General features: G+C 71.0%; 29 protein-coding genes and 1 pseudogene. 19 read left to right on the forward strand and 11 right to left on the reverse strand.

The features are described from left to right. Positions 1–29: 29 nt before the first annotated feature. A pseudogene (locus FLW16_RS46280) lies at positions 30–98 on the reverse strand (hypothetical protein); the annotation flags it as partial. Here FLW16_RS46280 and FLW16_RS45485 point away from each other — a divergent pair. After that, complete coding sequence (locus FLW16_RS45485) at positions 66–410, forward strand: hypothetical protein (RefSeq protein ID WP_260615728.1); 345 nt, start codon at positions 66–68, stop codon at positions 408–410. The pseudogene FLW16_RS46280 and the gene FLW16_RS45485 overlap by 33 nt on opposite strands. A 61-nt stretch (positions 411–471) precedes the next feature. Here FLW16_RS45485 and FLW16_RS30420 read toward each other — a convergent pair whose 3' ends face one another. Beyond that, positions 472–735: a DUF2530 domain-containing protein gene (locus FLW16_RS30420; protein WP_260615729.1), complete on the reverse strand. Its 264-nt coding sequence runs from the start codon at positions 733–735 to the stop codon at positions 472–474. Positions 736–829: 94 nt separating this feature from the next. On the opposite strand from FLW16_RS30420, the gene FLW16_RS30425 reads away from it, so the two are divergent. The 6 genes from FLW16_RS30425 to thpR all read left to right on the forward strand — a co-directional run bounded on the left by FLW16_RS30425 (position 830) and on the right by thpR (position 5,751). After that, positions 830–2,335, forward strand: a complete 1,506-nt coding sequence (locus FLW16_RS30425; RefSeq protein ID WP_142563572.1) for an NCS2 family permease — start codon at positions 830–832, stop codon at positions 2,333–2,335. Positions 2,336–2,429: 94 nt separating this feature from the next. Then, the gene (locus FLW16_RS30430) at positions 2,430–2,912 is read left to right on the forward strand and encodes a helix-turn-helix transcriptional regulator (protein WP_260615730.1); all 483 of its coding nucleotides are present in this window, start codon (positions 2,430–2,432) and stop codon (positions 2,910–2,912) included. Between the two features lie 9 nt (positions 2,913–2,921). Beyond that, positions 2,922–3,347, forward strand: coding sequence for a VOC family protein (locus tag FLW16_RS30435; protein WP_142563573.1), 426 nt, complete (start codon positions 2,922–2,924; stop codon positions 3,345–3,347). Between the two features lie 169 nt (positions 3,348–3,516). Then, positions 3,517–3,960 carry a MarR family winged helix-turn-helix transcriptional regulator gene (locus FLW16_RS30440; protein ID WP_139578712.1) on the forward strand — a complete coding sequence of 148 codons (444 nt, stop codon included), beginning with the start codon at positions 3,517–3,519 and terminating at the stop codon, positions 3,958–3,960. Between the two features lie 5 nt (positions 3,961–3,965). Continuing rightward, positions 3,966–5,219: an MFS transporter gene (locus tag FLW16_RS30445; RefSeq protein WP_142563574.1), complete on the forward strand. Its 1,254-nt coding sequence runs from the start codon at positions 3,966–3,968 to the stop codon at positions 5,217–5,219. Next, the gene (thpR, locus tag FLW16_RS30450; protein ID WP_142563575.1) at positions 5,182–5,751 is read left to right on the forward strand and encodes an RNA 2',3'-cyclic phosphodiesterase; all 570 of its coding nucleotides are present in this window, start codon (positions 5,182–5,184) and stop codon (positions 5,749–5,751) included. Before FLW16_RS30445 ends, thpR begins: the two co-directional genes overlap by 38 nt. A 100-nt stretch (positions 5,752–5,851) precedes the next feature. Here the strand turns inward: thpR and FLW16_RS30455 are convergent, their stop codons facing one another. Both FLW16_RS30455 and FLW16_RS30460 read right to left on the reverse strand, forming a co-directional pair. Next, complete coding sequence (locus FLW16_RS30455; protein ID WP_142563576.1) at positions 5,852–6,820, reverse strand: aldo/keto reductase; 969 nt, start codon at positions 6,818–6,820, stop codon at positions 5,852–5,854. Positions 6,821–6,953: 133 nt separating this feature from the next. Further along, positions 6,954–7,523, reverse strand: a complete 570-nt coding sequence (locus tag FLW16_RS30460; protein WP_260615733.1) for a PadR family transcriptional regulator — start codon at positions 7,521–7,523, stop codon at positions 6,954–6,956. 55 nt (positions 7,524–7,578) lie between these two features. Between FLW16_RS30460 and FLW16_RS30465 the strand changes: the two genes are divergently transcribed. The 4 genes from FLW16_RS30465 to FLW16_RS30480 are packed head-to-tail and all read left to right on the forward strand — an operon-like array spanning position 7,579 to position 11,509. Beyond that, positions 7,579–8,751 carry an NAD(P)/FAD-dependent oxidoreductase gene (locus tag FLW16_RS30465; RefSeq protein WP_142563577.1) on the forward strand — a complete coding sequence of 391 codons (1,173 nt, stop codon included), beginning with the start codon at positions 7,579–7,581 and terminating at the stop codon, positions 8,749–8,751. Positions 8,752–8,788: 37 nt separating this feature from the next. Further along, positions 8,789–9,370: a TetR/AcrR family transcriptional regulator gene (locus FLW16_RS30470; protein WP_142563578.1), complete on the forward strand. Its 582-nt coding sequence runs from the start codon at positions 8,789–8,791 to the stop codon at positions 9,368–9,370. A gap of 43 nt (positions 9,371–9,413) precedes the next feature. After that, positions 9,414–10,760 carry an MFS transporter gene (locus FLW16_RS30475; RefSeq protein WP_260615735.1) on the forward strand — a complete coding sequence of 449 codons (1,347 nt, stop codon included), beginning with the start codon at positions 9,414–9,416 and terminating at the stop codon, positions 10,758–10,760. Then, positions 10,757–11,509 carry an SDR family NAD(P)-dependent oxidoreductase gene (locus FLW16_RS30480; RefSeq protein WP_142563580.1) on the forward strand — a complete coding sequence of 251 codons (753 nt, stop codon included), beginning with the start codon at positions 10,757–10,759 and terminating at the stop codon, positions 11,507–11,509. Before FLW16_RS30475 ends, FLW16_RS30480 begins: the two co-directional genes overlap by 4 nt. On the opposite strand, the gene FLW16_RS30485 is transcribed toward FLW16_RS30480, so the two are convergent. Beyond that, entirely contained in the window at positions 11,501–12,475 is a 975-nt protein-coding gene (locus FLW16_RS30485; RefSeq protein ID WP_142563581.1) for a YafY family protein, read from the reverse strand. The genes FLW16_RS30480 and FLW16_RS30485 overlap by 9 nt on opposite strands. 62 nt (positions 12,476–12,537) lie before the next feature. On the opposite strand from FLW16_RS30485, the gene FLW16_RS30490 reads away from it, so the two are divergent. The 3 genes from FLW16_RS30490 to FLW16_RS30500 all read left to right on the forward strand — a co-directional run bounded on the left by FLW16_RS30490 (position 12,538) and on the right by FLW16_RS30500 (position 15,967). Next, positions 12,538–13,647, forward strand: coding sequence for an epoxide hydrolase family protein (locus FLW16_RS30490; RefSeq protein ID WP_142563582.1), 1,110 nt, complete (start codon positions 12,538–12,540; stop codon positions 13,645–13,647). A gap of 94 nt (positions 13,648–13,741) precedes the next feature. Beyond that, complete coding sequence (locus tag FLW16_RS30495; RefSeq protein WP_142563583.1) at positions 13,742–14,803, forward strand: hypothetical protein; 1,062 nt, start codon at positions 13,742–13,744, stop codon at positions 14,801–14,803. 240 nt (positions 14,804–15,043) lie between these two features. Continuing rightward, positions 15,044–15,967: a pentapeptide repeat-containing protein gene (locus FLW16_RS30500; protein WP_185949656.1), complete on the forward strand. Its 924-nt coding sequence runs from the start codon at positions 15,044–15,046 to the stop codon at positions 15,965–15,967. Here FLW16_RS30500 and FLW16_RS30505 read toward each other — a convergent pair. The 4 genes from FLW16_RS30505 to FLW16_RS30520 form a co-directional block, all read right to left on the reverse strand. Then, a complete protein-coding gene (locus FLW16_RS30505) occupies positions 15,951–17,750 on the reverse strand; it encodes a tetratricopeptide repeat protein (protein ID WP_142563584.1) in 1,800 nt (599 codons plus the stop codon). The genes FLW16_RS30500 and FLW16_RS30505 overlap by 17 nt on opposite strands. 6 nt (positions 17,751–17,756) lie before the next feature. After that, the gene (locus tag FLW16_RS30510) at positions 17,757–18,623 is read right to left on the reverse strand and encodes an SIR2 family protein (RefSeq protein WP_142563585.1); all 867 of its coding nucleotides are present in this window, start codon (positions 18,621–18,623) and stop codon (positions 17,757–17,759) included. A gap of 175 nt (positions 18,624–18,798) precedes the next feature. Next, positions 18,799–19,233, reverse strand: coding sequence for a CBS domain-containing protein (locus FLW16_RS30515; protein WP_142563586.1), 435 nt, complete (start codon positions 19,231–19,233; stop codon positions 18,799–18,801). 63 nt (positions 19,234–19,296) lie between these two features. After that, a complete protein-coding gene (locus tag FLW16_RS30520; RefSeq protein WP_139578732.1) occupies positions 19,297–19,659 on the reverse strand; it encodes a hypothetical protein in 363 nt (120 codons plus the stop codon). Between the two features lie 88 nt (positions 19,660–19,747). Here FLW16_RS30520 and lhgO point away from each other — a divergent pair, with 88 nt between their 5' ends. From lhgO to FLW16_RS30545, 5 genes are all read left to right on the forward strand, one after another. Further along, on the forward strand, positions 19,748–20,932 hold the full coding sequence (gene lhgO / locus FLW16_RS30525) for an L-2-hydroxyglutarate oxidase (RefSeq protein ID WP_142563587.1): 1,185 nt from the start codon (positions 19,748–19,750) through the stop codon (positions 20,930–20,932). Positions 20,933–20,950: 18 nt separating this feature from the next. After that, a complete protein-coding gene (locus FLW16_RS30530; protein WP_142563588.1) occupies positions 20,951–21,673 on the forward strand; it encodes a response regulator transcription factor in 723 nt (240 codons plus the stop codon). Between the two features lie 3 nt (positions 21,674–21,676). Beyond that, on the forward strand, positions 21,677–23,071 hold the full coding sequence (locus FLW16_RS30535) for a HAMP domain-containing sensor histidine kinase (RefSeq protein ID WP_260615736.1): 1,395 nt from the start codon (positions 21,677–21,679) through the stop codon (positions 23,069–23,071). 61 nt (positions 23,072–23,132) lie between these two features. After that, a complete protein-coding gene (locus tag FLW16_RS30540; RefSeq protein ID WP_221891361.1) occupies positions 23,133–23,504 on the forward strand; it encodes a hypothetical protein in 372 nt (123 codons plus the stop codon). A gap of 235 nt (positions 23,505–23,739) precedes the next feature. Continuing rightward, positions 23,740–24,039: a helix-turn-helix domain-containing protein gene (locus FLW16_RS30545; RefSeq protein WP_142563589.1), complete on the forward strand. Its 300-nt coding sequence runs from the start codon at positions 23,740–23,742 to the stop codon at positions 24,037–24,039. Between the two features lie 166 nt (positions 24,040–24,205). Here the strand turns inward: FLW16_RS30545 and FLW16_RS30550 are convergent, their stop codons facing one another. Together FLW16_RS30550 and FLW16_RS30555 are read right to left on the reverse strand one after the other, a co-directional pair. Next, positions 24,206–24,451, reverse strand: coding sequence for a hypothetical protein (locus FLW16_RS30550; protein WP_142563590.1), 246 nt, complete (start codon positions 24,449–24,451; stop codon positions 24,206–24,208). Positions 24,452–24,634: 183 nt separating this feature from the next. After that, the gene (locus FLW16_RS30555) at positions 24,635–26,473 is read right to left on the reverse strand and encodes an efflux RND transporter periplasmic adaptor subunit (protein ID WP_185949657.1); all 1,839 of its coding nucleotides are present in this window, start codon (positions 26,471–26,473) and stop codon (positions 24,635–24,637) included. Positions 26,474–26,484: the final 11 nt, after the last annotated feature.

Consider the following 26,484-nt stretch of genomic DNA (forward strand, 5'->3'; position numbering starts at 1 on the left):
TCGATGGCGCTGTTGGTCATCACGATGTTCCACCGGCGGTCGAGGACCGGCGCGGGGTACGGCTCGTGCGCCCGGAGGACCCTCCCGATCGCATCCAGGGCGGCCGGCAGCGCGTGCCCGTCGAGCGGCCGCTCGGCGTAGCGGGGGCGAAGCCGGCGGCGAGCAGGAGCCGGTTGCGCTCGCGCAACGGCACGTCGAGCTGTTCGGCGAGCCGCAGGATCATGTCGGCGCGGCTCGCGTCGTCGCTGAGCGACGACTTCGTCCACCACCGGCCGGACGCGACGAGGGGCAAGGCGGAGTGGCTCGCCGACGTCCGCGCGGCGCTCGTCCCGCTCGCCGGCATGCAGGTGGAGATCCGGCACGTGCCGGCGGCCGCCCACCTGACGTGGTGGGAACCCGCTGATCGCTGACCGGGGCGCGACCGCGGCTCGCACCTAACCAAGGCCGCGGCCCAACGGCGCGTTCGGCCCCTCAGGGGCGGCGGGGTTCCGACTCGTCGGCTTCTGCGGCGGCGGGGACGGACTCGCGCATCCGGGCGTCACGCCGGCGGATGTACAGGATCCCGAACAGGCCGAGGCCGATCCCGGCGACGCAGACCCAGACCGGCCGCGGGTCGGCCGGTCTGACCACCAGCAGCACGACGGCCAGGGCGATCACCCACAGCGCCGTCCCGACCAGGATCGTGAGGGTGTCCCTCGTCCTGAGAGGCATGGGGTCCGGTCGGCGCTCGCTCACGCCAGCCAGCTTAGAAGGTCGTGGCAGCGAGCCGGTATCTTCATGACAAACCGGTCACGAAAGGACAACGCTGCTCCCCTGGCTCTTTCCGCGGATGGTAAGGGCCTGCGACTCTGCGCGCGTGAATGCGAACCCCATGAACACCCCTAATTTTCTCGATCGATACTTCTCCATCTCAGCCCGTGGATCCTCCGTCGGACAGGAGGTCCGCGGCGGCTTCGCCACCTTCTTCACGATGGCCTACATCGTGGTGCTCAACCCGCTCATCATCGGCACCGTCGCCGACAAGACGGGCCAGTTCCTCGGCGACGGGAACAACCCCAACATCGCGCTGGTCGCCGCGGCCACCGCGTTCGCCGCCGGCATCCTCACGATCATCATGGGCGTCTTCGGCCGGGTGCCGTTCGCCCTGGCCACCGGCCTCGGACTGAACGCCTTCCTCGCTTTCGGCATCGCCAGCCAGATGTCGTGGGAGGACGCGATGGGCCTGGTGGTGCTCGAGGGCATCGTCATCGCGATCCTCGTGGTGACGGGCTTCCGGGTGGCGGTGTTCCACGCGATCCCCGCCCAGCTCAAGACCGCGATCAGCGTGGGCATCGGCCTGTTCATCGCGCTGATCGGGTTCGTCGACGCCGGGTTCGTCCGGCGCATGCCGGACGCGAGCAACACCACGGTCCCGGTCAAGCTCGGCGCGCTGGGCAACGGCTCGCTGACCGGGTGGCCCACGCTCGTCTTCGTCGTCGGCCTGCTCGTGACGGCCTTCCTCGTCGCCCGCAGGGTCAAGGGCGCCATCCTGCTCGGGATCGTCGGCACGACCGTGCTCGCCATGATCGTCGAGGCGATCGGCAAGATCGGGCCGCAGACTCCCGACGGGAGCAACCCCAACGGGTGGTCGCTCAACGTGCCCGCGTGGCCGAAGAACTTCATCGAGCTGCCCGACCTGTCGCTGCTCGGCCAGTTCAGCCTCTTCGGCAGCTTCGCCAAGATCGGCGGCCTGGCGGCCGTGATGTTCGTCTTCACCCTCATGCTCGCCGACTTCTTCGACACGATGGGCACGATCGTCGGCGTGGGCCGCCAGGCGAACCTGGTCCAGGAGGACGGGACCGTCGAGCGCACCAAGGAGATCCTGCTCGTCGACTCGCTCGCGGCGGCGGCCGGCGGCGCGGCCAGCGTCTCGTCCAACACCACCTACATCGAGTCGGCGGCCGGCGTCGGCGAGGGCGCGCGTACCGGTCTGGCGAGCATCGTCACCGGCGTGCTGTTCCTGCTGGCCATGTTCTTCGCCCCGCTGACGGAGATCGTGCCGTTCGAGGCGGCGACCCCGGCCCTCGTGGTCGTCGGCTTCCTCATGATGACCCAGGTCAAGGAGATCGACTTCAGCGACTTCGAGACCGCGATCCCCGCGTTCCTGACCATCGTGCTCATGCCGTTCACGTACTCGATCACCGCCGGGATCGGCGCGGGCTTCGTGAGCTACATCGCCATCAAGGCGTTCCGCGGCAAGGCGCGCGATCTCCACCCCCTGATGTGGCTGGTGGGCGCGCTGTTCGTCGTGTACTTCGCGCTGGAGCCCCTCAAGAGCCTGCTCGGCCTGAGCTGACCCGCGCCGTACGGAGGCCGCCGTGGCGACGCCGCGGCGGCCTCCCGCCTGCTGGCGGGCGGATTGTGTCGGGACCGGGCGCTAGTGTCGTGACGTGGCCGTGAGGGGACAGCGGACGGTGCCGGCGGAGTTGCTGCCGCGGCTGCGCCTGGCCAGGGACCGCATGGACCGCGACTACCGGAGCGAGCTCGATCTCGACCGGCTCGCGGCCGTCGCCGGAGTCTCCAAGTTCTACTTCGTCCGCTCCTTCGAGGCGGCGTACGGCGAGACGCCCATGCGCTACCTCACCCGGCGGCGGCTGGAGCGCGCCCAGGACCTGCTGCGTTTCGCCAACCTGACCGTGACCGAGATCTGCATGGCCGTGGGCTTCAGCAGCCTGGGGTCGTTCTCGGCCAAGTTCCGCCGGATGGTGGGGGAGAGCCCGAGCGAATACCGCGACCGGTGGGCGGCGCGCGGCGGCCCCCGCGTCCCCGGCTGCTACCTGTTCATGAACGGAGTGCTCCACCTCGGGGGCGCGCCGAAACGGGACGACGATTGCGCAATTTTGGAGAAGCCCAGGTCAGAGGGGTCGAAGTAGCGTCTCCACATGATTCGGAACGTCTCCTTGATCACGCTCTACTGCCGGGACCAGGACGAGGCCCGCGACTTCTACGTGGACGTCCTCGGCTTCGTCCCCAACACCGACGTCCAGTTGGACGGGTTCCGCTGGGTCACCATCAACCACCCGGACCAACCGGAACTCGAGATCACGCTGATGAAGCCGGGGCCGCCGCTCGACGACGAGGGCACCGACTTCTACCGCAGGCAGCTCGACAAGGGCCAGGCGGGCGGCCTGGGACTGCGTGTGGACGACTGCCGCAAGACCTGCCAGGAGCTCACGGCCAAGGGCGTGACGATCCTGCAGGAGCCCTCGGATCGACCGTACGGGGTGGAGGCGGTTATCCGCGACAACCAGGGCAACTGGCTCGTCCTGGTCGAGCCCAAGGAGTTCGCGCCGGAGGACTTCGCCTGACGGATGTACATACGAGGCCCGGCCCCCACGCGGGGGCCGGGCCTTGATCGTTCATGGGATCGTCCATGGCCGGGATCGCGCCGGTACGGTGTTTCGCGGTCAGCGTGCAGAGCAGGACGATTTGGAGGAATGCGGACATGCGCCATATAGTTAGCAAAGGTAATGAGTCATGCTAACGAACGCCCAGAACTTGCGCAGCGACGCCGCTCTCGCGTCCGCCTTGCGCGTGTCCCTCGCCCGGCTGACGCGACGGATGCGCAAGCAGGCCGCGCACCACTCACTGACGCCCACACAGCTCGCGACGCTCGTCGCCGTCGAGCGCCACACCGCAATGACCCCCGGCGAGCTCGCGGAGCACGAGAAGGTGCAGCCGCCCTCGATGACCCGCGTGATCGCCAAGCTGGAGGCCCGGGGTCTGCTGGAGCGCAAACCTCATCCGACCGACCGCCGGCAGGTGACGGTGAGCGTGACGCCGCAGGGGGCGGCGCTGCTCAAGGAGGAGCGCCGAACCAAGGAAGCCTGGCTGGCGCAGCGGCTCAAGGACCTGACGCCGGAGGAGAGGGCGACGCTGCGAGCGGCGGCGCCGATCCTGGAGAAGCTGTCCACGATGTAGGCGGCATGTTCCGCTCGCTGCGGAACTACAACTACCGCCTGTTCGCCTCCGGCGGCGTGATCTCCAACGTCGGCACCTGGATGCAGCGCACCGCCCAGGACTGGCTGGTCCTCGACCTCGCGCACGGCCGCGGCTCGGCGCTCGGCGTCACCGTGGCGCTGCAGTTCCTCCCGACGATGCTGTTCGGGATGTTCGGCGGGGTGATCGCGGACCGCTACCCCAAGCGCCGGATCCTCATGGCGGCCCAGACGCTCATGGGGCTGCTGGCGCTCACCATGGGCGTGCTGGTCATCACGGGGACGGCCCAGGTCTGGCACGTGTACGCCATGGCGTTCACGCTCGGCCTGGTGTCCTGTGTCGAGGTGCCCACGCGGCAGTCGTTCGTGGTCGAGATGGTGGGCCGGCGGGACCTGCCGAACGCCATCGCGCTGAACAGCTCGACCTTCAACCTCGCCCGCGTCGTCGGCCCGGCGGTGGCCGGCCTGCTGATCTCCTGGATGGGCACCGGCCCGATCTTCGTGCTGAACGCCGCGTCGTTCGCCGCCGTGATCACCGGGCTCGGGCTCATGCGGGTCTCCGAGCTGCGCTCGCCGGAGCCCGTGCCGCGGGGCAAGGGCCAGTTGCGGGAGGGCCTGCGCTACGTCGGCGGCCGGCCCGACCTGCTGCTGCCGCTGCTGCTCGTGGCGTTCATGGCGATCTTCGCCCAGAGCTTCTCGACCAGCATCGCGCTGATGGCCAAGCAGGCGTTCGGCGCGGGCGCGTCCTCCTTCGGCGTGGCGTCCAGCGCGTTCGCCGTCGGAGCGTTCGGCGGGGCGCTGCTGGCCGCGCGCCGGGTCAAGCCGAGCCGCAGGTTCCTGATCGCCGGGGCGCTGTGCTTCGGGCTGTTCCAGGTCGCCGCCGGGCTCGCGCCCGCGTACGCGGCGTTCCTGCTGATGCTCGTCCCCGCGGGCATGGCGATGATCACGGTCAACACGACCGCGAACACGATGGTGCAGCTCGGCGCCTCGCCCGAGATGCGCGGCCGGGTCATGGGCATCTACGTGCTGGTCTTCACCGGGGGAGCGCCGATCGGGGCGCCGCTGGTGGGCTGGCTCTCCGAACTGGCCGGTCCCCGGCTCTCGGTCGTGGCCGCCGGTGTGCTGAGCATGTGCGGCGTCTGCCTGGCGGTGCTGGTGACCCGGATGGTCGCGGCGCGCGTGGCGGCCAGGGAAGAATCGTCACGTGAGCAGATTGTTCGTGGCGCTGCTGCCGCCGCCTGAGGCGCTGGCGGAGATCGCCACGGCGATCGAGCCCGTGCGTGCCGAGTGGACGGAGCTGCGCTGGGTCGATCCCGCGCTGTGGCACGTGACCGTGGCCTTCCTCGGCGAGGTGCCCGACCAGGTCCTGCCCGAGCTGCGCGTGCGGCTGGCCCGCGCGGCGGCCCGGTATTCCCCCGAGACGGTCTCGTTCGGCGGTGCCGGGGCCTTCCCCTCCGCCTCCCGGGGACGCATCTTCTGGGTCGGCCTGGACGCCGGACCGGCCCTGACGAGGCTCGCCGGGTCGGTGGCGGCCGGCGCCCGGCGGGCCGGGGCGGCGGAGACGGACCGCAAGCGGTTCCATCCCCACCTCACCCTGGCCCGCTCCAGGACCCGGTCACGCCACGGCGACGATCTGCGCCCCCTGGTCGGCGCCCTCGGCGCCTTCGGCGGGCGGCGCTGGGAGGTGTCGTCGGTGCACCTCGTACGCAGCCACATCGGGGCGAGCGTGCGGTACGAGCAGGTCGAGGCGTACCCATTGGCAGTTCGCGACTAGGCTCCATGGCGTGGATCGTCCTCGTCGCTGGCTGCTGCCCACGGTGCTCGCGCTGCTCGTGCTCATCGTGATCGTCGGCGCGCTGCTCAACAACGCCTGATCACCAGGCGTACTCCTCCGGGGCGGTCTTGAAGCCGGGGAAGATCTCGTCGAGCCGGGCGAGCGCCTTGTCGTCCAGCTCGATCTCCAGCGCCCGGATCGTGCCGTCGAGCTGCTCGACCGTGCGGGGGCCGATGATCGGCGCGGTGACCGCCCGCTGGTGCAGCAGCCACGCCAGGCCGACGTTGGCCGGGTCCTCGCCGAGCTCGTCGCAGAACGCCTCGTACCGCTCGATCTTGTCGCGGTGCTTGTCGAGCTGGGCGACGATGTGGTCGGCAGCCGAGCGGCCCTTGTCGATCTTGCGCAGGATGCCGCCGAGCAGGCCGCCCGCCAGCGGGCTCCACGGGATCAGCCCGAGGCCGTAGTCCTCACAGGCCGGGATGACCTCCAGCTCGGGCGCGCGGACGATCAGGTTGTAGTGGGACTGCTCGCTGACCAGGCCGAGGGTGTTCCGGCGGCGGGCCGACTCCTGGGCCTTGGCGATGTGCCAGCCGGCGAAGTTCGACGAACCGACGTACAGGATCTTGCCCTGCTGCTTGAGGATGTCCATGGCCTCCCAGAACTCCTCGAACGGGGTGTCCCGGTCGACGTGGTGGGCCTGGTAGACGTCGATGTAGTCGGTCTGCATCCGCCGCAGCGAGGCTTCCGCCGCCCGCCGGATGTTCAGCGCGGACAGCTTCTCCTCGTTCGGCCAGTCGCCCATCGAGCCGTACAGCTTGGTGGCGATGACCGTACGCTCACGACGGCCGCCGCCCTTGGCGAACCAGCGGCCGATGATGTTCTCGGTGATCCCCTCGCCCTTCACCCAGCCGTACACGTTGGCGGTGTCGAAGAAGTTGATCCCGAGCTCGTGGGCGCGATCCATGATCGCGAAGGAGTCCTCTTCCGTGGTCTGCGGACCGAAGTTCATGGTCCCCAGGCAGAGCTTGCTGACCAGCAGGCCGGTGCGGCCAAGGTGTCCGTATTCCATGCCCTCCACCCTAGGTACCTGGAGTGGACTCCAGGCGAGCCGGCGCTGCGATTCGCGCGGCGCCGGAAAGTCGCCGGACCGCCTCACCGGGCTCAGGCGTGCCCGGCAGCGAGCCGGCCGAGGGGTGATCGCGTCAGATCTGGAAGTCCCAGGTGAGGCGGCCCTCGCTCAGGTCGTCGGCGAGGCCGCGCGCGAACTCCAGCTCCGTGGCGACCTGGGCCCGCTGATACTCGGTCTCCACGAGGAAGAGGCGGGCCACGAAGCTCAGGCTGTCGGCTATCTCGGTGTCGAGCGCGGACAGCCGTGCCTCCAGCGCCGCGATCCGCTGCCGCAGCGCCGCCAGCGCCTCCTCGGGCGGCAGCACGGGCAGGAAGGCGAGCGCGGCGGGGAACTCGGGGAACTCCCTGGCCGGGGTGGACAGCATGGTCCGCATCCACTGCTTGAGCGTCTCCCGGCCCGTCTCCGTGGCCTCGTAGACCGTCCGCTCCGGCCGGTTCTCCTCGCGGGTGGTCTCGCGGACCGTCAGCAGCCCGTCGCGGAGCAGGCGCTCGATCGTCTGGTAGACGCTGTTGCGCTGCGCGACGTTGACCACGTCGTCCTGGTGCCGTTCCTTGATCAGCTGCTGCATCCGGTACGCGTGCATCGGCGACTCGCAGACCAGGGCGAGCACGGCCGTGGCCAGGGGAGAACGCCGTGTCGACATGGCGCCCATCATAGGGGCCTTGCCAGCGAATAGTCATAATATGTATAGTCATTGCATGACCAAGAGAGCTCTGATCATCGGCGGTGGGATCGCGGGTCCCGTGACGGCCATGGCGCTGCAGCGCGCCGGAATCGACAGCGAGGTCTTCGAGGCCTACGACAGAGGCGCCGAGGGCGTCGGCGCCTTCCTCACGCTCGCGGTCAACGGGCTGGAGGCCCTGCGCCTGCTCGACCTGCACGATCTCGTCTGTGACCTCGGCATGGACACGCCGGTCATGGAGATCCGCAACGCGCGCGGCAAGGTGCTGGCGACCACGAGCCAGCCGAGCCGTACGCTCAGGCGCGCCGACCTCTACCAGGCGCTGCGCGACGAGGCCGTACGGCGGGGCGTGCGGATCCACTACGGCAAGCGGCTCGCCGACGCCTCGGCCGCCTCCGGCGGGGTGCGGGCCGTCTTCGCCGACGGCGGCGAGGCCGAGGGCGACCTGCTGGTCGGCGCGGACGGGCTGCGCTCGCGCACGCGCGCGCTCATCGACCCCGGCGCCCCCCGCGCCCGGTACGTCGGGCTGCTGAACACCGGCGGCTTTGCCGAGGGTGCGCGGGTGCCGGGCAGGCCGGGGGTCTGCTACTTCATCTTCGGCAGGCGGTGCTTCTTCGGCTACATGATCCACCCGGAGGGGCGGGTGTGGTGGTTCGCCAACCCGCCGAGCCGCAGGGAGATGACCCCCGAGGAGCTCGCGGCGATCACTCCGGAGAAGTGGCGGGCCAGGCTCATGGACCTGTTCGAGGGCGACGCGGGGCCGATGCGGGAGATCATCGCCGCGACCCCGCACATCCTGCCCGGCTGGAACACCTATGACTTCCCGAGGGTGCCGACGTGGTCCGGCGAGCGCATGGTCCTCGTCGGAGACGCCGCGCACGCCACCTCGCCGTCCTCCGGGCAGGGCGCGTCGATGGCGATCGAGGACGCCGTGGTGCTCGGCAAGTGTCTGCGCGACCTGCCGGACACCGCGGACGCGTTCGCGGCCTTCGAGCGGTTGCGGCGCGAGCGGGTCGAGCGCGTCGTGGCGCATGGCAAGCGCAACGGGGACGGCAAGGCGCCGGGCGCCGGCGGGGCCTTCGTCCGCGACCTGGTCCTTCCGGTGATCATGCGACAGGTGGAGAAGCGGAACTCGCTGGCCTGGATGCACGACTACCGGATCACCTGGGACGACCGCGTGGCGGCTTAATTGACCGATCGTTCCTGATTGGTCTAGGGTCGAGGGCATGGCGAGGACCAAGGAGTTCGACCCCGACGTCGTGCTGGAGCGGGCCCTGGATCTGTTCTGGCGGCGCGGCTATGAGGCCACGTCGATGGCCGACCTGGTCGAGCACCTCGGCATCGGCCGCGCCAGCCTCTATGCCACCTTCGGCGGCAAGCACGACCTCTACGTGAAGGCGCTGGAGCGATACGTGCAGATCCGCGACCCGAACCCCATCGAGATGCTGTCGCAGCCCGGCCCCGCCCTGCCGGCCGTACGGACCCTGGTCGAGCGCTACACGGAGGAATCGATCCGCGACCGCGACCGGCGGGGCTGCATGATCGTGAACGCGGCGACCGAGCTCCTTCCGGACGACGAGCCGGTCGCCCGGCTCGTCGAGACCAGCTGGACGGGCCTGGAGACGGCGCTGACCTCGGCGCTCATCCGTGCTCGCGCCCAAGGGGAGATCTCCGCCGGGTCCGACCCCCGGGCGCTGGCGCGGTTCGTGCTCGTCTTCATCCAGGGGCTGCGGGTGATGGGGAAGGGGCACGGCGACCCGGCCCGCCTCCGCGACGCCGCCGCCCAGGCCCTCGCGGTGCTCCGCTGATCTCTCCACGGGAAGAGGAGTGCGCTTTTTCATGCCCTCATTCTTGACTGATCGATCCAGAAATGTGGCGGCGTTCGCCGTGCTCGGCGGGGCGCAGGTCACGCTCGTCGCGGCGATCACTCTTCTCACCGTGCCGCTGCCGGCCATCCAGCGGGAGTTCGGCCTCGGACAGGGGGACCTGGCGCTGCTGACCTCTGCGTACGGGCTGACCTTCGGCGGGCTGCTGCTCCTCGGGGGCAGGCTCGCCGACCGGTGGGGCGCCCGGGAGGTGTTCCTCGCCGGGATGGCCCTGCTCGCGGTGGCGTCGGCGGCGGGCGGGCTGGCTCCGGACCACGCCGTCCTGCTCGCCGCGCGCTTCGCGCAGGGAGTGGGCGCCGCGCTGGCCGCCCCCGCGGCCGTCTCACTGGTGACGCGGCTCCGCCCGGACGTCCGGGAGCGCGAGCGTGCTCTGGCGGTGTGGGGCACCCTGTCGGTCACCGGGGCCGTCACCGGCAGCCTGCTGTCCGGCCTCGTCGCCGCCGCGTCCTCGTGGCGCTGGTCGTTCCTCCTGCCCGCCGCCGTCGGCGTCGCGGCCGTGGCGACCGGGATCTTCCTGCTGCCGCCCGCGCCGCGTACGGCGGCCCGCCTCGACGTGCCCGGCGCGCTGCTCGCCACGGCCGGGCTGATCGCGTTCGCCTACGGCCTGCTGGAGGGCGCGACGGCCGTCACCGTCATCGGCCTGCTGCTGACGGCCGGGTTCGTCGTCCTTCAGGCGAGGACGCCGCATCCGCTGCTGCCGCTCCGGCTCGTGGCGCACCCGCGCAGGGGCGCCGCCCTGCTCGTCGTCTTCGTCACGGCGGCCGCCAGCGCGACGACCACGTTCCTGCTCAGTCTTCACATGCAGCAGGTGCGCGGGCTGTCGCCGATCTCCACCAGCCTGGCCTTCCTGCCCTTCCTCCTGGTCGTCGTGATGGGCCCGGTGAGCGGCCGCCTGCTGCGCCGAATCGGCGTGCGGCGCGTGCTGGTCGCCGGGTCGCTGCTCGCGGCGGTGTCGATGCTGCTGCTCGGCCGTGTCGCGTCCGGGGGAACCGTGCTCGCCGGGCTGCTGGTCTTCCCGGTCGCCTCGGGGCTGGCCTTCTCCGGCGCCACCGTGGCCGCCCTCGACGGCGTGCGCGCCGAGGACGCCGGGGCGGCCGGGGGACTGGTCAACACCGCCATGGAGGCGGGGCCGACGGTGGGCCTCGCCGTGCTCGTGGCGCTCGCCGCCGCCCGCGCGGGCGACGTGCCCGCCGGCGGCGCCCGGGCCATGACCGAGGGCTACGGATTCGCCCTCACCGCCATGGTCCCGGTCTTCCTGCTCGCGGCGGCGACGGTCGCCGCCGCGTTCGCCCGGACAAGGAGCGATAGATGAGGTTCGCGGACAAGGTCGTGCTGGTCACCGGGGCGGGTTCCGGCGTCGGCCGGGCGGTCGCCCGGGGGTTCGCCCGGGAGGGCGCCACCGTGGTGGCGGCCGGGCGGGGGCGGGAGTCGCTGGAGCAGACCGTCAAGCTGATCGAGGCCGGGGGAGGCCGAGCCGCCGCGCTCACGGTCGACGTGACCGACTCGGCCGCTGTGGCCCGGCTCGTCCGGGAGATCGTCACCCGGTTCGGCCGCCTCGACGTCGCGGTCAACAACGCCGGGATCTTCGCCGGAGGGGCCGTCGCGGACATGCCGGAGGAGGACTGGGCGCGTGTCCTCCAGGTCAACACGACGGGCGTCTTCCTCGCCCTGAAGCACGAGATCGCCGCGATGCGCGCCCAGGGGTCCGGCGTGATCGTGAACATCGCCTCGAACATCGGGGCTCACATCCGGATGCCCGGGGTGGGCGCCTACGCCGCGTCCAAGGCCGCCGTGAGCGCCCTGACCCGCACGGCCGCGCTGGAGAACATCAGGGCAGGTGTGAGGATCAACGCGGTCAGCCCGGGCGCGCTGGACACGACGATGTCCCTGCGCCCCGGCGAGACCGAGGACGACCGGGCCGCCCGGTTGCGGGAAGCGCTGCCGATCGGCCGCGTCGGCGACCTCGACGAGATCACCGGCGCCGTGCTCTGGCTCGCCTCGGACGACGCCGGCTTCGCGGTGGGGCTCGACCTGGTGCTCGACGGCGGCGCCTCAGCCTGACCCCTCTGCCGAGGTGGCGGTCGCGCGGGCGTAGCGGGCGGTGAGGGCGCGCAGATGGCCGACCAGCTCCGGCGGGCCGGTGACCTCGAAGTCGAGGTCGAGCAGGCCGAGGTGGACGGCGAGCGAGTTCACGGTGTCGGCCCCCGTCGCGAGCACGCAGGTATGGCCGTCGACGTCCTCCACGACGCCGACGGCGGGGTTGATCCGCGCGGCGACCACCTCGGCGGGGGCGTGGACGAGCACCCGCGCGTGGTGCCGCCAGGCCGCCGACGACACGCCGCGGGCGACGTACGCCGCCGCGCCGCCCTCCGGCGGGTCGCGGGGCGGGAAGCGCGGGCCGGTGGGAGTGCGCGGCGCGATCCGGTCCACCCGGAACGTGCGCCAGTCGTCGCGGTCGACGTCCCAGGCCACGAGGTACCACCGGCGGCCCCAGGACACGAGCCGGTACGGCTCGGCCACCCTGACGCCGGAGGAGCCGTCGTGGCCGCGATAGTCGAACCGCAGCCGTTCGCGGTCGCGGCACGCCGCCGCCAGCACGCTCAGCACGGCGGGGTCGACCGCGGGACCCGGCCGGTCGGGCGGCACCGGCTCGGTGTACGCCTGCAGGGCGGCGACGCGGCGGCGCAGGCGCGAGGGCAGCACCTGTTCGAGCTTGGCGGCGGCGCGCTCGGCCGCCTCCTCGACGCCCGCCACGCCGGCGGCGGCCCCCAGCCCGATCGCCACGGCCACCGCCTCCTCGTCGTCGAGGAGCAGGGGTGGCATCGCCGCCCCGGCGACCAGCCGGTAGCCGCCGTCCGTGCCCCGGGAGGACTCCACCGGATAGCCGAGATCGCGCAACCGGTCGACGTCGCGGCGTACCGTCCGCTCGCTCACGCCGAGTCGTTCGGCCAGGATCGCGCCGGGCCAGTCGCGTCTGGCCTGGAGCAACGACAGCAGGCGCAGCAGCCGCGCCGAGGTTTCCAGCATGTTCTCAGTCTTGCGGAACTTCAGGACAGAAGCTGTCCTGAAGGGTCCGTAACGTCGGTGTCATGAGCGAGAACACGCAGATCAGGCCCTTCCGCATCGACGTTCCGCAGGCCGACCTCGACGACCTGAAGGATCGGCTCGGCCGGACCCGCTGGCCCGACGAGATCCCGGGCGCCGGGTGGGAGTACGGCATGCCGGTCGCGTACGTGAAGCGGCTGGCCGAGTACTGGCGGGACGGGTACGACTGGCGTGCCCACGAGGCCGAGATCAACCGGTATCCGCAGTTCGTCACCGAGATCGACGGGCAGGACATCCACTTCCTGCACGTGCGGTCGCCGCACGAGGACGCCCTTCCGCTGATCCTCACCCACGGCTGGCCGGGCTCGATCGTGGAGTATCTCAAGGTCATCGAACCCCTGACGAACCCCGAGGATCCGGCGCAGGCGTTCCATCTGGTGATCCCGTCGCTGCCCGGCTTCGGCTTCTCCGGCCCGACGAGGGAGCGGGGCTGGAACCGGTTCCGTACGGCCCGGGCGTGGGCGGAGCTGATGCGCAGGCTCGGCTACGACCGGTACGGCGCGGTGGGCAACGACGGCGGCTCGTTCGTCTCGCCCGAGGTGGGCCGGGTGGATCCCGAGCACGTGGTCGGGGTCCACGTCACGCAGATCTTCTCCTTCCCCTCCGGCGACCCGGCGGAGATGGCGAACCTCACCGACGAGGAGCGGAAGGGGCTGGAGGTGCTGCAGTGGTTCTACGAGAACAAGATGTCGTTCAACATGGTCCACTCGCAGCAGCCGCAGACGTTGTCGTACGGGATCTTCGACTCGCCGGCCGGGCTGCTGGGCTGGAACACCCAGTTGTTCGGTGAGGACGTCGACGACGACTTCATCCTGACCAACACGATGCTCTACTGGGCGACCGGCACCGCCACGTCGGCGACGCGGTTCTACTACGAGGACGCGCACGCCGAGCACCCGAAGGAGCCGACGACGGTCCCGCTCGGCCTGGCGATGTTCGAGGGCGACTTCGTGTCGATGCGCACCTTCGCCGAGCGCGACCACAAGAACATCGTCCACTGGCGGTCCTATGACGCGGGCGGCCACTACGCCGCCCACCTGCGGCCGGACGTGCTCGCCGCCGACCTGCGCGACTTCTACGCCGCCCTGCGGTGACGGGCCGCCCGCAGACCCGCTCCTGACCGATTCCGGGACGACCGGGGGCATGTCGCCCGCCGCACGCGGGACGGGCATCGGGAATGATGGCCGCATGGGGAGCGCAACGGGGCGGACGCGGACGATAAGGATTCCGCGGGCCGTCCTGGCTCTCCTCGCGGTCGCGGGCGCGGTACTACCGGCGACGGCGACGGGCACGGCGGCAGCGACGGCGGCGCGGGCGGACGACGGGGAGCGGCTGCTGTTCCGGATCCGGGACGAGCGCGTCGGCGAGTCGAGCGGCCTCGCCGTCTCGCCCACCCACAAGGGCATCGTCTACACGCACAACGACAGCGGCCATGGACCGCAGATCTATGCGATCGGCCCGGACGGCCGCACGCGGGCGACCTTCACGATCGGCAACGCCGAGGCCAGGGACTGGGAGGGCATCGCGGCCTCCACCGACCGCGCGACCGGGCGCGGCGTGCTGTGGATCGCCGACATCGGGGACAACATGGACGGCGCCTGGCCGGACGTGTCCGTCTACAAGGTCGTCGAACCCAGGACGATGGAGGACGCGACGCTGCGGGCCGTCCGGTATCGCTTCCGCTACGCCGACGGCCCCCGCAACGCCGAGGGGGTGATGGTCGATCCCCGCACGGGCCGGCTGTACATCGTCAGCAAGGAGTTCTCCGGGGGCGTCTACGCCGCTCCCGCGAAGCTGCGCACCGACAAGGTGAACGTCCTGCGCCGGGTGGGGCCCGCGCCCCTCATGGCCACCGACGCGGCGTACGCCCCCGACGGGTCGAGCTTCGTCATCCGCACGTACTTCTCGGCGTCCGTCTACCGCTCGCCCGGCAAGCTGATCGCGCACGTCACGATGCCGCCCCTCCGGCAGGCCGAGTCGATCGCGTACACGCGGGACGGCGCGGCCCTGCTCACCGGGAGCGAGGGGAAGGACAGCCCGGTCTACCGGGTGCCGCTGCCCGCCGCCGCCCGGCCGGCTCCGTCGCCCAGCCCGTCCAGGACCTCCGCCCGGCCGAGGGCGGTCAAGGCGACGAGCGGGGCGACCGCCGGGGACGGCGTGTTCGGCGTGCCGATGGCGGTGTTATGGGTGACGGTCGCTCTCGGGGCGATCGGGACCATCGGGTTCATCGCCTACCGCGCGGGCCGCTGAAGGCCCTCGGGCGACCTCCCGTGGGACGGGGTGATGGGACCCGCTGACGGCGGTGCGTCCGCTGGAACGACCCGGCCCGCAGCGCCGATTACCGACGTGTGCGACCGTCAGTGGAGGCGAATCGTGGGCGTGCGGCCGAGAGGTTCCAAAACGAGCGGAGACCGGAAACGCTCAGACGCCCGAGATCTGCGACTGACGCCCATTTGGGCGGCGCTTGTTCTCGCGGGTGCCGCGGCGCTGGTGGTGCTGGCCGTCCTCGTGCTGACAGGGCTCCGGCTGTTCGCGGTCACTTCCGTGCAGCCCCAGCCGGCCCTGACGGGTACGACCATGTTCGATTTGCTGAAGGTCGCGTTCGCCGTAGTCGCAGGCGGCGGCGGTCTGGTCGCGCTGGTGACGGCGTATCGCCGACAGCGGGTGGGGGAGGCGGCGGAGGCCAGGGAACGCACAGCCCTGTTCAACGAGCGGTTCGCCACGCTGACGGACAAGCTGGGGCACGCGGAGGCAACTGTCAGGCTGGCCGGAGTGCACGGCTTGGCCGGGCTCGCGGACGACGCCCCCAGCCGAGCCCTGCGGCAGACATGTATCGACGTACTGTGCGCTTACCTGCGCCTTCCTTTCGACCCCGATGACGACGGGCTCGCAGGGCAGTGCATGCGCGAGGTCCGGCGTACCGTCGTCCGCTGTGTCGCCGCCCACCTGCGAGACGGGGCCCGGACATCCTGGCAGGGGTACGACTTCGACTTCACCGGAGCGATTTTCGACGGCGGAGACTTCGCCCTGGCCACGTTCGGCGGCGGATCGGTCGTCTTCGCGCAGGCTCGCTTCTGTCTGGGGCGCGTGTCCTTCCGCGGTGTCCGCTTCGCCGGCGCGAGCGTGGACTTTCGCGACGCGGCATTTTCCGGTGCGGATGTGGACTTCACCGAGGCGCGGTTCACTGCGGGATCGGTGGACTTCGGCCAAGCCGCGTTCACAGGCGGTTCTGTGGTCTTCTCAGGTGCCGTGTTCGAGCCGGGCGTCGCGGACTTCCGCAGGGCGGCCTTCGCCCAAGGGTCCCGAGCGGATTTCCAGACGGCGACAGGTCCGGCTCCGGAAGGCCTGCTGGAGGGCACGCGCAGGCTGAAGGAAGTGCTCCTTCCCCGGACCTGGCTCAGTTCCTCCCGCTGATCCGCTGGAGGGCGGTCTGGCGCAGACCGTCGGCTCGCGCGGTCGACCAGGGATCCGGCGCCGCCGTGGCGGCCCGCCGGGTCATGTCCGCCGCTTCACGGTCGCGCCCCAGGTCGATCAGGATCTCGGCGGTGGCGACGAGGGCGTCGTACGAGCCGGGGTCGAGGTGGAGACCGGCGGCGTACGCGTCCAGGGCCTCGTGGCGCTTGTCCGCCGCCAGCAGGCTCGCGCCCAGTTCGAGCAGGGCTCGCGCATCCCGGGAGTTCAGCTCCACAGCTCGCCGATGTCGTGTCAGTGCCTGGCTCACTTGGTGGCCGCGGCGAAGGAGCCGGCCGAGAGCGAGCTCCATCCCCGCGACGCGCAGAAGGTCGCGCGTCTGCTCGGCCAGCCGCAGCGCCTCCACATAGTGGCTCTCCGCGGCGCCGTCCTCGTCGGCCTCGGCCATCAGCCCCAGCATGCCGTGCAGGTCGATCCTCGTCGCCAGACCCGCGGCTGCTTTCAAACCCTGCGCGCACTGGTATTTGGCCGCCGGCGCGGCGCCCTGGCTCCACGCGTCCTCGGCCGCGGCCAGATGGCGCCATTCGCTGAAGTGGTCGCCGTGACCGGCCGTCACCGCTCTACCCGCCGGACGCGCCAGCAGGGCGTGACCGAGGCCGTACCATCGGGCGCCGAGACGCCGTTCGGACACCAGCACGTGCTCTCTTTCCAGCGCGGCCGGGACCGCGTTCGGCATCCCTCTCGTGGCCGCGGGACCTTCGACGGCGCATCGCGGCCGGCCGTGCGGGCCGAGGAAGGTGCCGGCGATCCACGTGAGCAACCACGGACAGGACACATCCAGCTCGCGCGCGACCGTCGCGACCGCCGTCAGGTACCAGTCCTGAAGCTCGGCGTGCGGCTCGCTCAGCGGCGGAAGGTGAACCTTCTCGATCTGATGCAGATCCTCTTCCAGCCGCGTCCAGTACGTCGCACACGCTGTTTGGAGCCGGATCGGGTCGATGTGCGTCGCGGGGATGGTGAGTGATGATCCCAGCCCGTCGTCGACGCTACGTGACGCAAGTCGCGAGATGAAGACCTCGACCAGGCCAGGGGCGAGGAAGCGCCCTGTGCTGCCGAGCGGCCCCGTGATCGCTTGCCTGGCCTCGTCCGGTGTGAGAGGTGACAGTCTCCTGCGTGCCAGTTCGAGCCGGGGGAGCCGGTCCTCGTACGCGAGAAGGTCCGCGAAGTGTTCGTCCCTGAGAACGATGAGGACATGCAGGTTCGGCGACATCCGCATCGCCAGGTCCAACTGGTCGATGAAGTCGTCGCGGTCTGCCTCGCGTCCAGGGTAGGCGGTGAAAAGCTCCTCGAATTGGTCGATCGGGGCCAGGACGGTCAGCTGGTCGCCGTATGCGTCGGTGGTCACGGAAAGCGCCTGGAAGTAGTCGGCCAGAGTGAGGTCCCGCAGCTCCGACGGGCGTTTGTCACGGCACCAGCACGACAGGAGCGAGTAGGTGTGCACATTCCTGATGCCGTCGTCGGGCGTGACGCAGCCAGCGCCGAGGGAGATCCGGCCGATCGGCAGGAGTTGGACGTTCGATGTGTCGATGATCGGCAGCACACCTGCCGCTAGCAGAGAGGACTTTCCCGAGCCGGGAGGGCCATGCAGGATCAGGAGGCGCGAGCCCTCCCACAGGTCGCGTACCCACTTGCTCTCCCGGGTCCTGCCGAAGAACCGCGAACGTTCCCGCCACCCATACGGCCGGGGCCCGACGTACGGGTTGCCGCGGAGATCGAGAGGGGCCATGGAGGACTACCCGGCCATCCGATTCCGCAGTTCCTCGCAGAACTCAGACACCGTGCCCAGGAACAGGGTGGTGTTCAGCCCCTCAAAGTACCTGGTCAGATAGTTCCTCGCCTGCTCCTGTTCGTGCTCCGTCGCCGCGTAAGGCAGCAACTGGACGCTGACATGCCGTCTGCGCAGCACCGACGGCATCACCTGCAACAGTCCGCGAAACAGCGTCCGGAACGACCAGTCCTGCATGCTGTACCCAAGGAACAGCAGCGGCTTCTGCGTGAGCGCCCGTGTCACCGCTGGAGGAATCAGATCGCTCTTTCCGGCACCGCGGTCCTCCGTGAGGCGGACCAAGAATTCCAGGTAGTCGTCCTCCGAGAGGACCATCGACCTCGGGTCGTGGAGACTGCCGTGCAGATGGAACACGAGCGGGCGAGCGGGGCGCGGGTCCAGGTCGTGCGAGGGATACGTTTCGCCGGGGTACGTGTACCACGGGGACAGGGCGACGGTGGGATCCTTCCCCGCGGCTTTGAGTGCCTGACTGACGAGGTCGTCGTAGTTGGTGGTGATGTACAGGGGAAGTGGAAACCCCGCCATCACCGAGTGCACGTTCGACTGGTCGAACGGCTGCTGGGGAACTTCGCTGAGTCGGCGCGCCAGGGCCGACTTCACATATGTCGAATCGCCGTAGCGGATCGTGGCGAACTGCACGACGTGCGACAGATCGTGTCTGTCACCGAAGGGGTAGTCGTACTTCTCCGCCAGTTCACGGGCGAGGGCATGTCCCGTAGGGAGCCGGCCGGCCACCGCCCCCGCACCGAAGAACGGGATGCAATCGCCATGGCGCAACTGGGTGATCAGCCGTTCCCAGTCAGATGTCTCCACGGGACGCTCCACGGCGGGGCCCTACCCCAATGATCCTCGTCATGTCTCAGTATGCATGGCAGAAGCCGATCTGCCATGCGGTGCTCGTGTTTCACCCGGTGAGCATCGCCGGGAGACGACGAAAGGGCCGGGCCGCCGTTCCCGGCGACACCCGGCCCGGAGATCGCCGCGAGAGTCAGCCCCGCGCGTAGACGCGGTGGACGAACTCCGCGAGCTTGCTGTCGGGCAGTTCCTTGGCCAGGTCGGCCTCGGTGATCATCCCGACGATCCGGTGGTTGTCGATCACCGGCATGCGCTTGATCTGGTGCTCCTCCATCTTCGTCAGGGCTTCTTCGACGCTGGCGTTGGCGTCCACCCAGACCAGCCCGCGGGCCAGTTCGCTCGTCGTGGTCTGGTCGAGGTCCTTGCCCTCGGCCACGCACTTCACCACGATGTCGCGGTCGGTGATGATGCCCTTGAGCCGGTCGTCGTCCCCGCAGATGGGAAGGGCGCCGACGTTCATGTCCCGCATCATCTCCGCAGCCCTGCGCAGGCTCTCGTGCTCGCCGATGCATTCCGCGCCCTCGTGCATGACCTCACCGGCGGTCTTGCTTACTCCCTCTGTGGTCATGGCTAACCCCCGATTCCCTCTTTTATGCTGTTATGCCCCATTTGTCCGGAAATAAGAGTGGGTTCACAGCCGGGGAAGGAAGTGCTCGCCGCGCAGGGCTCGTTCCACGAGCGCGACCGACTCGGCCAGCCGTACGAGCCGGGGGCCCTCCTGCCGGTAGGCGTCCAGGACGGCCTCGATCGCGTGCGGGGGCAGGTGCTCCTTCAGGTCCACCGCCGCCCCCCGGTATCCCTCCCTGGCCGCCTGGATCGAGGCCGCCACCTGCTGGCGGGCCATCCGGGCGAGCGCGAGCGGGTGACGGCGCAGCACGCCGTACGCACGGTAGTCAGGGGGCACCGCGTCGAGCAGCCACGACACGGCCGAGACCTCCCAGTCGGGGCTGCCAGGAGGGCGCACCTCCGGTGGCCAGCCGGGTGGCACGTACACGCCGCCATCGTACCGAACACAGGTTCGATCACCGTGGAGCGGCTCCGGCTGCGACAATGTCCGGCATGCTGTCGAGAACCGTACGGACATGAGGATCGGGATCGTCGGTGCCGGGATCCTCGGTCTGGCCGTGGCCCGGCAGATGGCGCGGGCGGGCGCCGAGGTGACCGTGCTGGAGAAGGAGCCCCGGATCGCCGCCCACCAGACCGGGCACAACAGCGGGGTCGTGCACGCCGGGATCTACTACCAGCCCGGTTCGCTCAAGGCGACCCTCTGCCGGGAGGGCGCCGCCATGCTGCGCGAGTACTGCGCCGAGCACGGCCTGCCGTACGACGAGGCGGGCAAGCTCGTCGTGGCCTCCACCCGGGCCGAACTGCCCGGGCTGCGCCGCATCGCCGAGCGGGCCAGGGAGAACGGTGTGCCCGGCGTCGCCGAACTCGACGCGATCGGCCTGCGGGAGGTGGAACCGCACGCGGTCGGGGTCGCCGCCGTCCACTCGCCGCACACCGCGATCACCGACTTCTCCGCGGTCGCGCGCCGCCTCGCCGCCGACGTGGCCGAGGCCGGCGGGTCCGTACGGCTCTCGCGTCCCGTACGCGCGATCCGGCAGACCACCGACGGCGTGGCGGTGGCCGCCGGGCCGGAGAGGCTCACCTTCGACCGGCTGGTCTCCTGCGCCGGCCTCGGCACCGACGGCGTGGCGGACCTGGCGAGAGCGGGCGGCGACGTGCGGATCGTCCCGTTCCGGGGTGAGTACTACCGGCTCGCCGGCCCGGCACGCGACCTGGTGAGGGGGCTCATCTATCCCGTGCCCGACCCCCGCTACCCCTTCCTCGGCGTCCACCTGACCCGCAGGATCGACGGAGAGGTCCTGGTCGGGCCCAACGCCGTGCCCGCGCTCGCCCTGGAGGGCTACTCCTGGCGGTCGGCGTCGCTGCGCGACCTGCGGCGGATCGTCGCCTGGCCCGGCGCCCGGCGCATGGCGGCCGAGCACTGGCGCACCGGCCTGCGGGAGGTGTACGGCTCGCTGGCCAAGCGGGCATTCGTGGCCGCCGCCCGGAGGTACGTGCCCGAACTGGCCCCGGCCGACCTCGTACGCGCCGGAGGCGGCGTGCGGGCCCAGGCCGTGGCGCGGGACGGCAGGCTGCTCGACGACTTCGTCATCGATGTGCGCGGGCGCATCGTGCTGGTGCGAAACGCGCCCTCACCTGCGGCGACGAGCAGCCTGGCGATCGCGCGGCACATCGCTTTAACGGTTCCCTTAACTTTCTAGGTCTAGAGTGCTTCCGCCATGGTCGCTGAATCTCCCGAAGCCCGGCTGCTGATCGTCGAGGACGAGCCGAACATCCTCGAACTGCTCGCGGCCAGCCTCCGGTATGCCGGATTCGAGGTCCACACCGCCTCCAACGGCGGCGAGGCGGTCGCCGCGGCACAGCGGCACCGACCGGATCTGATCGTGCTCGACGTCATGCTGCCCGACATGGACGGCTTCGACATCGTGCGCCGGCTGCGCGGCGGCGGAACCCACACCCCTGTGGTCTTCCTCACCGCGCGGGACGCCACCGAGGACAAGATCCGCGGCCTGACGCTCGGCGGCGACGACTACGTGACCAAGCCCTTCAGCCTCGAGGAGGTCGTCGCCCGGATCCGGGCCGTGCTGCGCCGCACCGCCGGGGACCCGATGGTCACCCCGCCGCGGCTGACCTTCGCCGACATCGAACTGGACGAGGAGTCCCACGAGGTCTGGCGCGGCGGCCGGGCCGTGCCCCTGTCGCCGACGGAATTCAAGCTGCTGCGCTACTTCATGTGCAACGCCGGCCGGGTGCTGTCCAAGGCCCAGATCCTCGATCACGTGTGGGACTACGACTTCCGCGGCGACGCCGGGATCGTCGAGTCGTACGTGTCGGTGCTGCGCCGCAAGCTCGACACCGCCCATTCGCGGCGCCACCCCCGGCTCATCCACACGCTGCGCGGCGTCGGCTACGTCATGCGGACACCACCCAGCGGCGTCTGAGCCGTGTCGGGGCGCACGCCGCTGCGGTTCCGGCTCAGCGCGGCCATGCTCGCGCTGGTCGCGGTCGCCCTCGCGGTCATCGGCGTGGGCAGCGTCTCGGTGCTGAGCGACTACCTGGTCAGCCGGGTCGACCGGAAGGTCGCCTTGCTGGCGCACGAGGCAGAAAGACGGCTCGACCGGGGTCCGGCGGCGCTCGCACGGCTCAGGCTGCCGCCCGAGGGCCGGGTGGAGATCCGCGACGCCGCCGGCAGGACGCTGCTCGCGCAGGCGGGCATGGGCGCGGAGACGCTGTCGGGCCCCGGCGCCGTGACCTCCCAGAACCCCATAACGGTGCCGGCGGTGTCGGGTGACGGCGAGTGGCGGGCCCGGGTGGTGCCCGTGGAGGGCTTCGGCACGGTCGTCGTCGCGGTCGACATGGCCTCGGTCGGGCAGATCACCGGCCGGCTCGCCCTCATCGAGGCGCTGGTCGGCGGCGCCCTGATGATCCTGCTCGCCGTCGTCGGCGTCGTGATCGTACGGCGCAGCCTGCGGCCCCTGGCGGAGATCGAGGCGACCGCCGAGGCCATCGCCAGGGGGAACCTCGGCAGCCGGATCCCCGACCGCGACCCGCGCACCGAGGTCGGGCGGCTCGCCCAAGCGCTGAACGGCATGCTCGCCCAGATCGAGGCGGCGTTCGAGGCCCGGGCGGCCTCCGAGGCCGCGGCCAAGGAGTCGGAGGCGCGCATGCGCCGTTTCGTGGCCGACGCCTCGCACGAACTGCGTACGCCGCTCACCTCCATCAGGGGCTTCGCCGAGTTCCACCGGCAGGCGCCGGACGCCGACACCACGCGGCTGATGTCGCGCATCGAGAGCGAGGCCGCCCGCATGGGCCTGCTCGTGGACGACCTGCTGCTGCTCGCCCGGCTCGACCAGCAGCGCCCGCTGCGCACGCAGCCCGTGGACCTGCTGGCCCTGGCGGCCGACGCGGTTCACGACGCCAAGACCCTCAGCCCCGGCCGCGACGTGTCGCTGGTGGTCGAGGGGGACGCGGCGCTGATCGTCTCGGGGGACGAGGTGCGGCTGAGGCAGGTCGTGGGCAACCTGATGAGCAACGCCACGACCCACACGCCCGAGGGAACGCCGATCACCGTACGCGTCGGCGGCCTGGACGGTAAGGCGTTCATCGAGGTGGCCGACAAGGGGCCCGGTCTCACACCCGAGCAGGCCGGCCGGGTCTTCGAGCGCTTCTACCGCGCCGACCCCTCCCGTACGCGGCCGTCCGGCGGCAGCGGCCTCGGGCTCGCGATCGTGGAGTCCCTCGTCCGGGCCCACGGCGGTGAGGTCGGTGTGGAGACGGCCCCCGACGCCGGCGCCGCCTTCCGCGTCACCCTCCCCCTCGCCCCCGAGGCCCGCACCTGACCGCTGATTCCGTTGACTCAAGCGCCCTCAGGAGCGGAGGGTTGAGGGGCGGGAGGTATTCGTGGCGATTCCCAGGAAGGGCGCACGGCTCATCACGGTCGACGGCGTCCCCTACCGGTGGCGGATCCGCCGCAAGCCCACATACGGCCAGGCGATCGGCGAGGGATCGCTGACCTTTCCGGTCGAGCCGGCGGAAGGCCCGGGCCGGGTGCTCCTGGTGTCGCTTCCCTTCTCCCGGCCGGACGCCTGGTCGGGGGAGCGCACGATGCCCGTACGGCCGGCGCTCGTGGCGGCGGTCATCCGCATGGCCCTGCACCGCGGCTGGGACCCCTGGCAGGCGGGGCCCGCAGTCGACTTCGACGTCACCGAGGACGATCTGGCAGAGATGCTGGGCGGACCGCCCGTCTACGCAGTCCCCTTCCCCCGCTCGTGACCGCTCCCGGCCCCGGTCGTCCGCTGCCATGAGACGCTGCCGGGGCCGAATCCGGCGGGGGCGTCAGATCGCTCGTCACGGACAGTGGCGATAGCAATGCGGATCGTTCTCAAGGCTCATAGCATTGATGCTATGGATTGGGACACGCGACGAGCGTGAGATAGAGCGAGCTCGTCGGGCCCTAAGTCGCTGTATCGAGGCGGGCGCACACCGTGGATGAGGAAGAAGAAGCGGTATGAGCGAGCAGGAGAGCTGGCGGGAGCTCCGGAATCGCCGGATGGCCGAGCCCGGAGCGGTTGAAGCCTATGAGGCCGCACGTCTCGCTTATGAACTGGGAAAGACGATCCGGGCGATGCGGGAGACACGAGGCTGGAGCCAGAGCGATCTGGCTCGTATCGCTGGCATGACCCAGTCAGCGGTGGCGCGGTTCGAGGCCGGAGGGACGGTTCCCACCCTGCCTGTCATCGAGCGCCTGGCGAACGCTCTGGACGCGGATGTCGAGGTCCGCCTGACACCCCGGGCTCCCGCAGCGTGACGCCCGCTGCCAAACTTGCGCGCTTCCCCCTGCCGTCCCTCCCGTATGCGGGTCACTGGAACCAGCAACGGCCCCGGGGCGGCCTGTAGAAGATCGGCGCACCGCGTGTGGTCCTTGTCGTCGGCGTCGAGCGCCGCGACCAGGAGGCCCGTATCGAGGAGGATCGTCACATCGGACGATTCAACCCCTCGCGGAGCAGCTCCTCATGGCGTTCCGCCAGATCGCCGACTCCCGACTTCATCGCGCCGATGAACCGCAACCGCCGTCGACCCTCTTGCTCCACATCTGACCTGTCTGGGCTCTCGTTGGCCTCGACCAGTCGGAGCACGACCGCATGCAGATCGCGGGCCTGCTCGGGCCGCAGCCTGTCCACCAGAGCGTGCAGATCCTCGTAATCGTGCGCCGCGGTCATGGGCACAGTGTACGTCGTCGCCATCCGCGAACCAGGTTCACGCGCACCGCTTCGGGCGACTCCGTTCCGCTGGTGGGCTGCCCGTCACAGCGTTCTGTTCATGCGGTCCTCTCCTGCGTCAAGCGAACGGCTGCCTCTCGTCCACAGGCCTGTCGCCGGGGAGCGGGGGCCGTAAGCCGGGGGTCAGCGGGCGGCGGGGAAGCCTTCGTCGGGGAAGGCGGTGGAGGCGGCGGGCAGGACGATCTGGTCGCCTTCGGAGAGGCCGCCCGTGATCTCCACGTAGCTGTCACCGCGTACGCCGACCTTGACCGTACGGCGCGACTGGGTCCCGCCGTCGGCCACCGTGACGACGGCCGTGCCGTCGCCCTGGGCGCGTACGGCCTGCGAGGGGACGTAGAGCGCGTCGGCCGCCTCGCCGGTCGTCACCCGTACGGTGGCGCTCTGGCCCAGCAGCAGCCGGGCGGGGCGGCTGTTCAGGACGATCGTCACGCCGTAACGGACCAGGCGGTCGCTGGTGGTCGCGGTCGGGTCGATGTGGGCGACCGTTCCGGGATACTCCTGCCCCGGTCGCGTGGGCAGCGCCACGGTGGCCGCCTGACCGACCTTGAGGAAGCGGATGTCCGACTCGGTGAACAGCGCTTGCACCTGCAGGTCGTCGAGGTCGCCGAGGGTGATGAACGTTCCCGAGGTGTAGCGGGAGCCGGTGGTCCCCGCGACGGACAGGATCGTGCCGTCCGCCGGAGCCTTGATCCTCACACCGGCGAGCGCCTCCTTGGCCTCGGCCAGTTCGGTCGTCGCCTGGCTGACCTGCGCCTCGGCCTGTGCCTCGGTGAGCCGGGCGCCGCCGCCCTGGCCGCTCTGCCCCGCCTGGCCTCCCTGGCTGCCCTGGCCTCCCTGGCCGCCGCCGAAGCCCGCACGCCCCTGCGCGCCGCCGCCCTGCCCTTGCCCGCCCTGGCCTTGCCCGCTCTGTCCCTGCGAGCCCTGTCCCTGGCCGCCCTGCCCGGGTGCGCAGGCGGAGGAGGAACCCCCACGGGAGGGGCTCGGCGTGGCGGACGGCTGCCGGGACGGCGCCGTGGGCAGGATCGAGACGCTCACCTCGGGGTCCGGCGCGGTCGCGCCGTCCGTGGGGGCCGGACGGTGCGGCCTGGACGGTTTCGGGTGCGGATGCGGGCGTGGCGTGACCGTGGGCGCCGGACCGGGCTCCGGCTTGGATCCGCCGTGGTCACCACCCCGGTACGCCACCAGGCTGATGCTCGCCGCGCTCGCGCCCTTGTTCGCCGCGGCGGCCGCCGGCCGGCGCGAAGGCCGGGCGGTCGCGGAAGACCGTGACGAGGGCTGCGAGGAGGGGCGTGTGGACGCCTGCCCGGAAGGCCGGGCGGAGGGGGCCGGACACGAGGCCGGGCCACCACTGCCGGAGCCGCCCGTGTTCCCCGCTCCGGCTCCGCCGCCGGTGCCGCCCGCGTTTCCCGACCCCGGTCCGGCGCCCATTCCGCCGCCGGGGGTCCTGGCCCCGCCCGCGCCTCCAGAGCCGGTTGCGCCGGTGGGCGCTCCAGCGCCGGAGCCGCCCGCATATCCCGAGCCGGTTCCGCCGCCGTACGCGCGGACTCCGGAGCCGCCGGCACCCGGCGCGGCGGCTCCGCTCGTGGTGGCGGTGCCGTTCTCGACGTCGTCGAGGGTCTCCTGGGCGGCGGCGAGGGCGGCCTTGGCGGCCTCGTAGTTCTCCCTGGCGATGGTGTCGTCGATCCGGGCGAGGACCTTGCCGCGGCGGACCTTCTGGCCCACCTTGACGTAGATCTTCTCGACCGTGCCCTCCGCTCCGAACGCGAGATCGCGCACGCCGGTGTCGATCGTGTTGCCGGCGGCCGAGACGTACGACGCGACCGTGCCCCGCTTGACCGAGGCGAGCGCTTTCCGGTCGGCCGCGGAGGTGTCGCCGCCGGTGGCGGAGATCACGGCGACGCTCGCGATGACGATCCCCGCCAGCGCGAGCCCTCCGACGCTGAGTGGAGTGCTCGATCTCATGGCGGACATCC

It is taken from the genome of Microbispora sp. KK1-11 (genome assembly GCF_006874435.1).
Taxonomy (GTDB): domain Bacteria; phylum Actinomycetota; class Actinomycetes; order Streptosporangiales; family Streptosporangiaceae; genus Microbispora; species Microbispora catharanthi.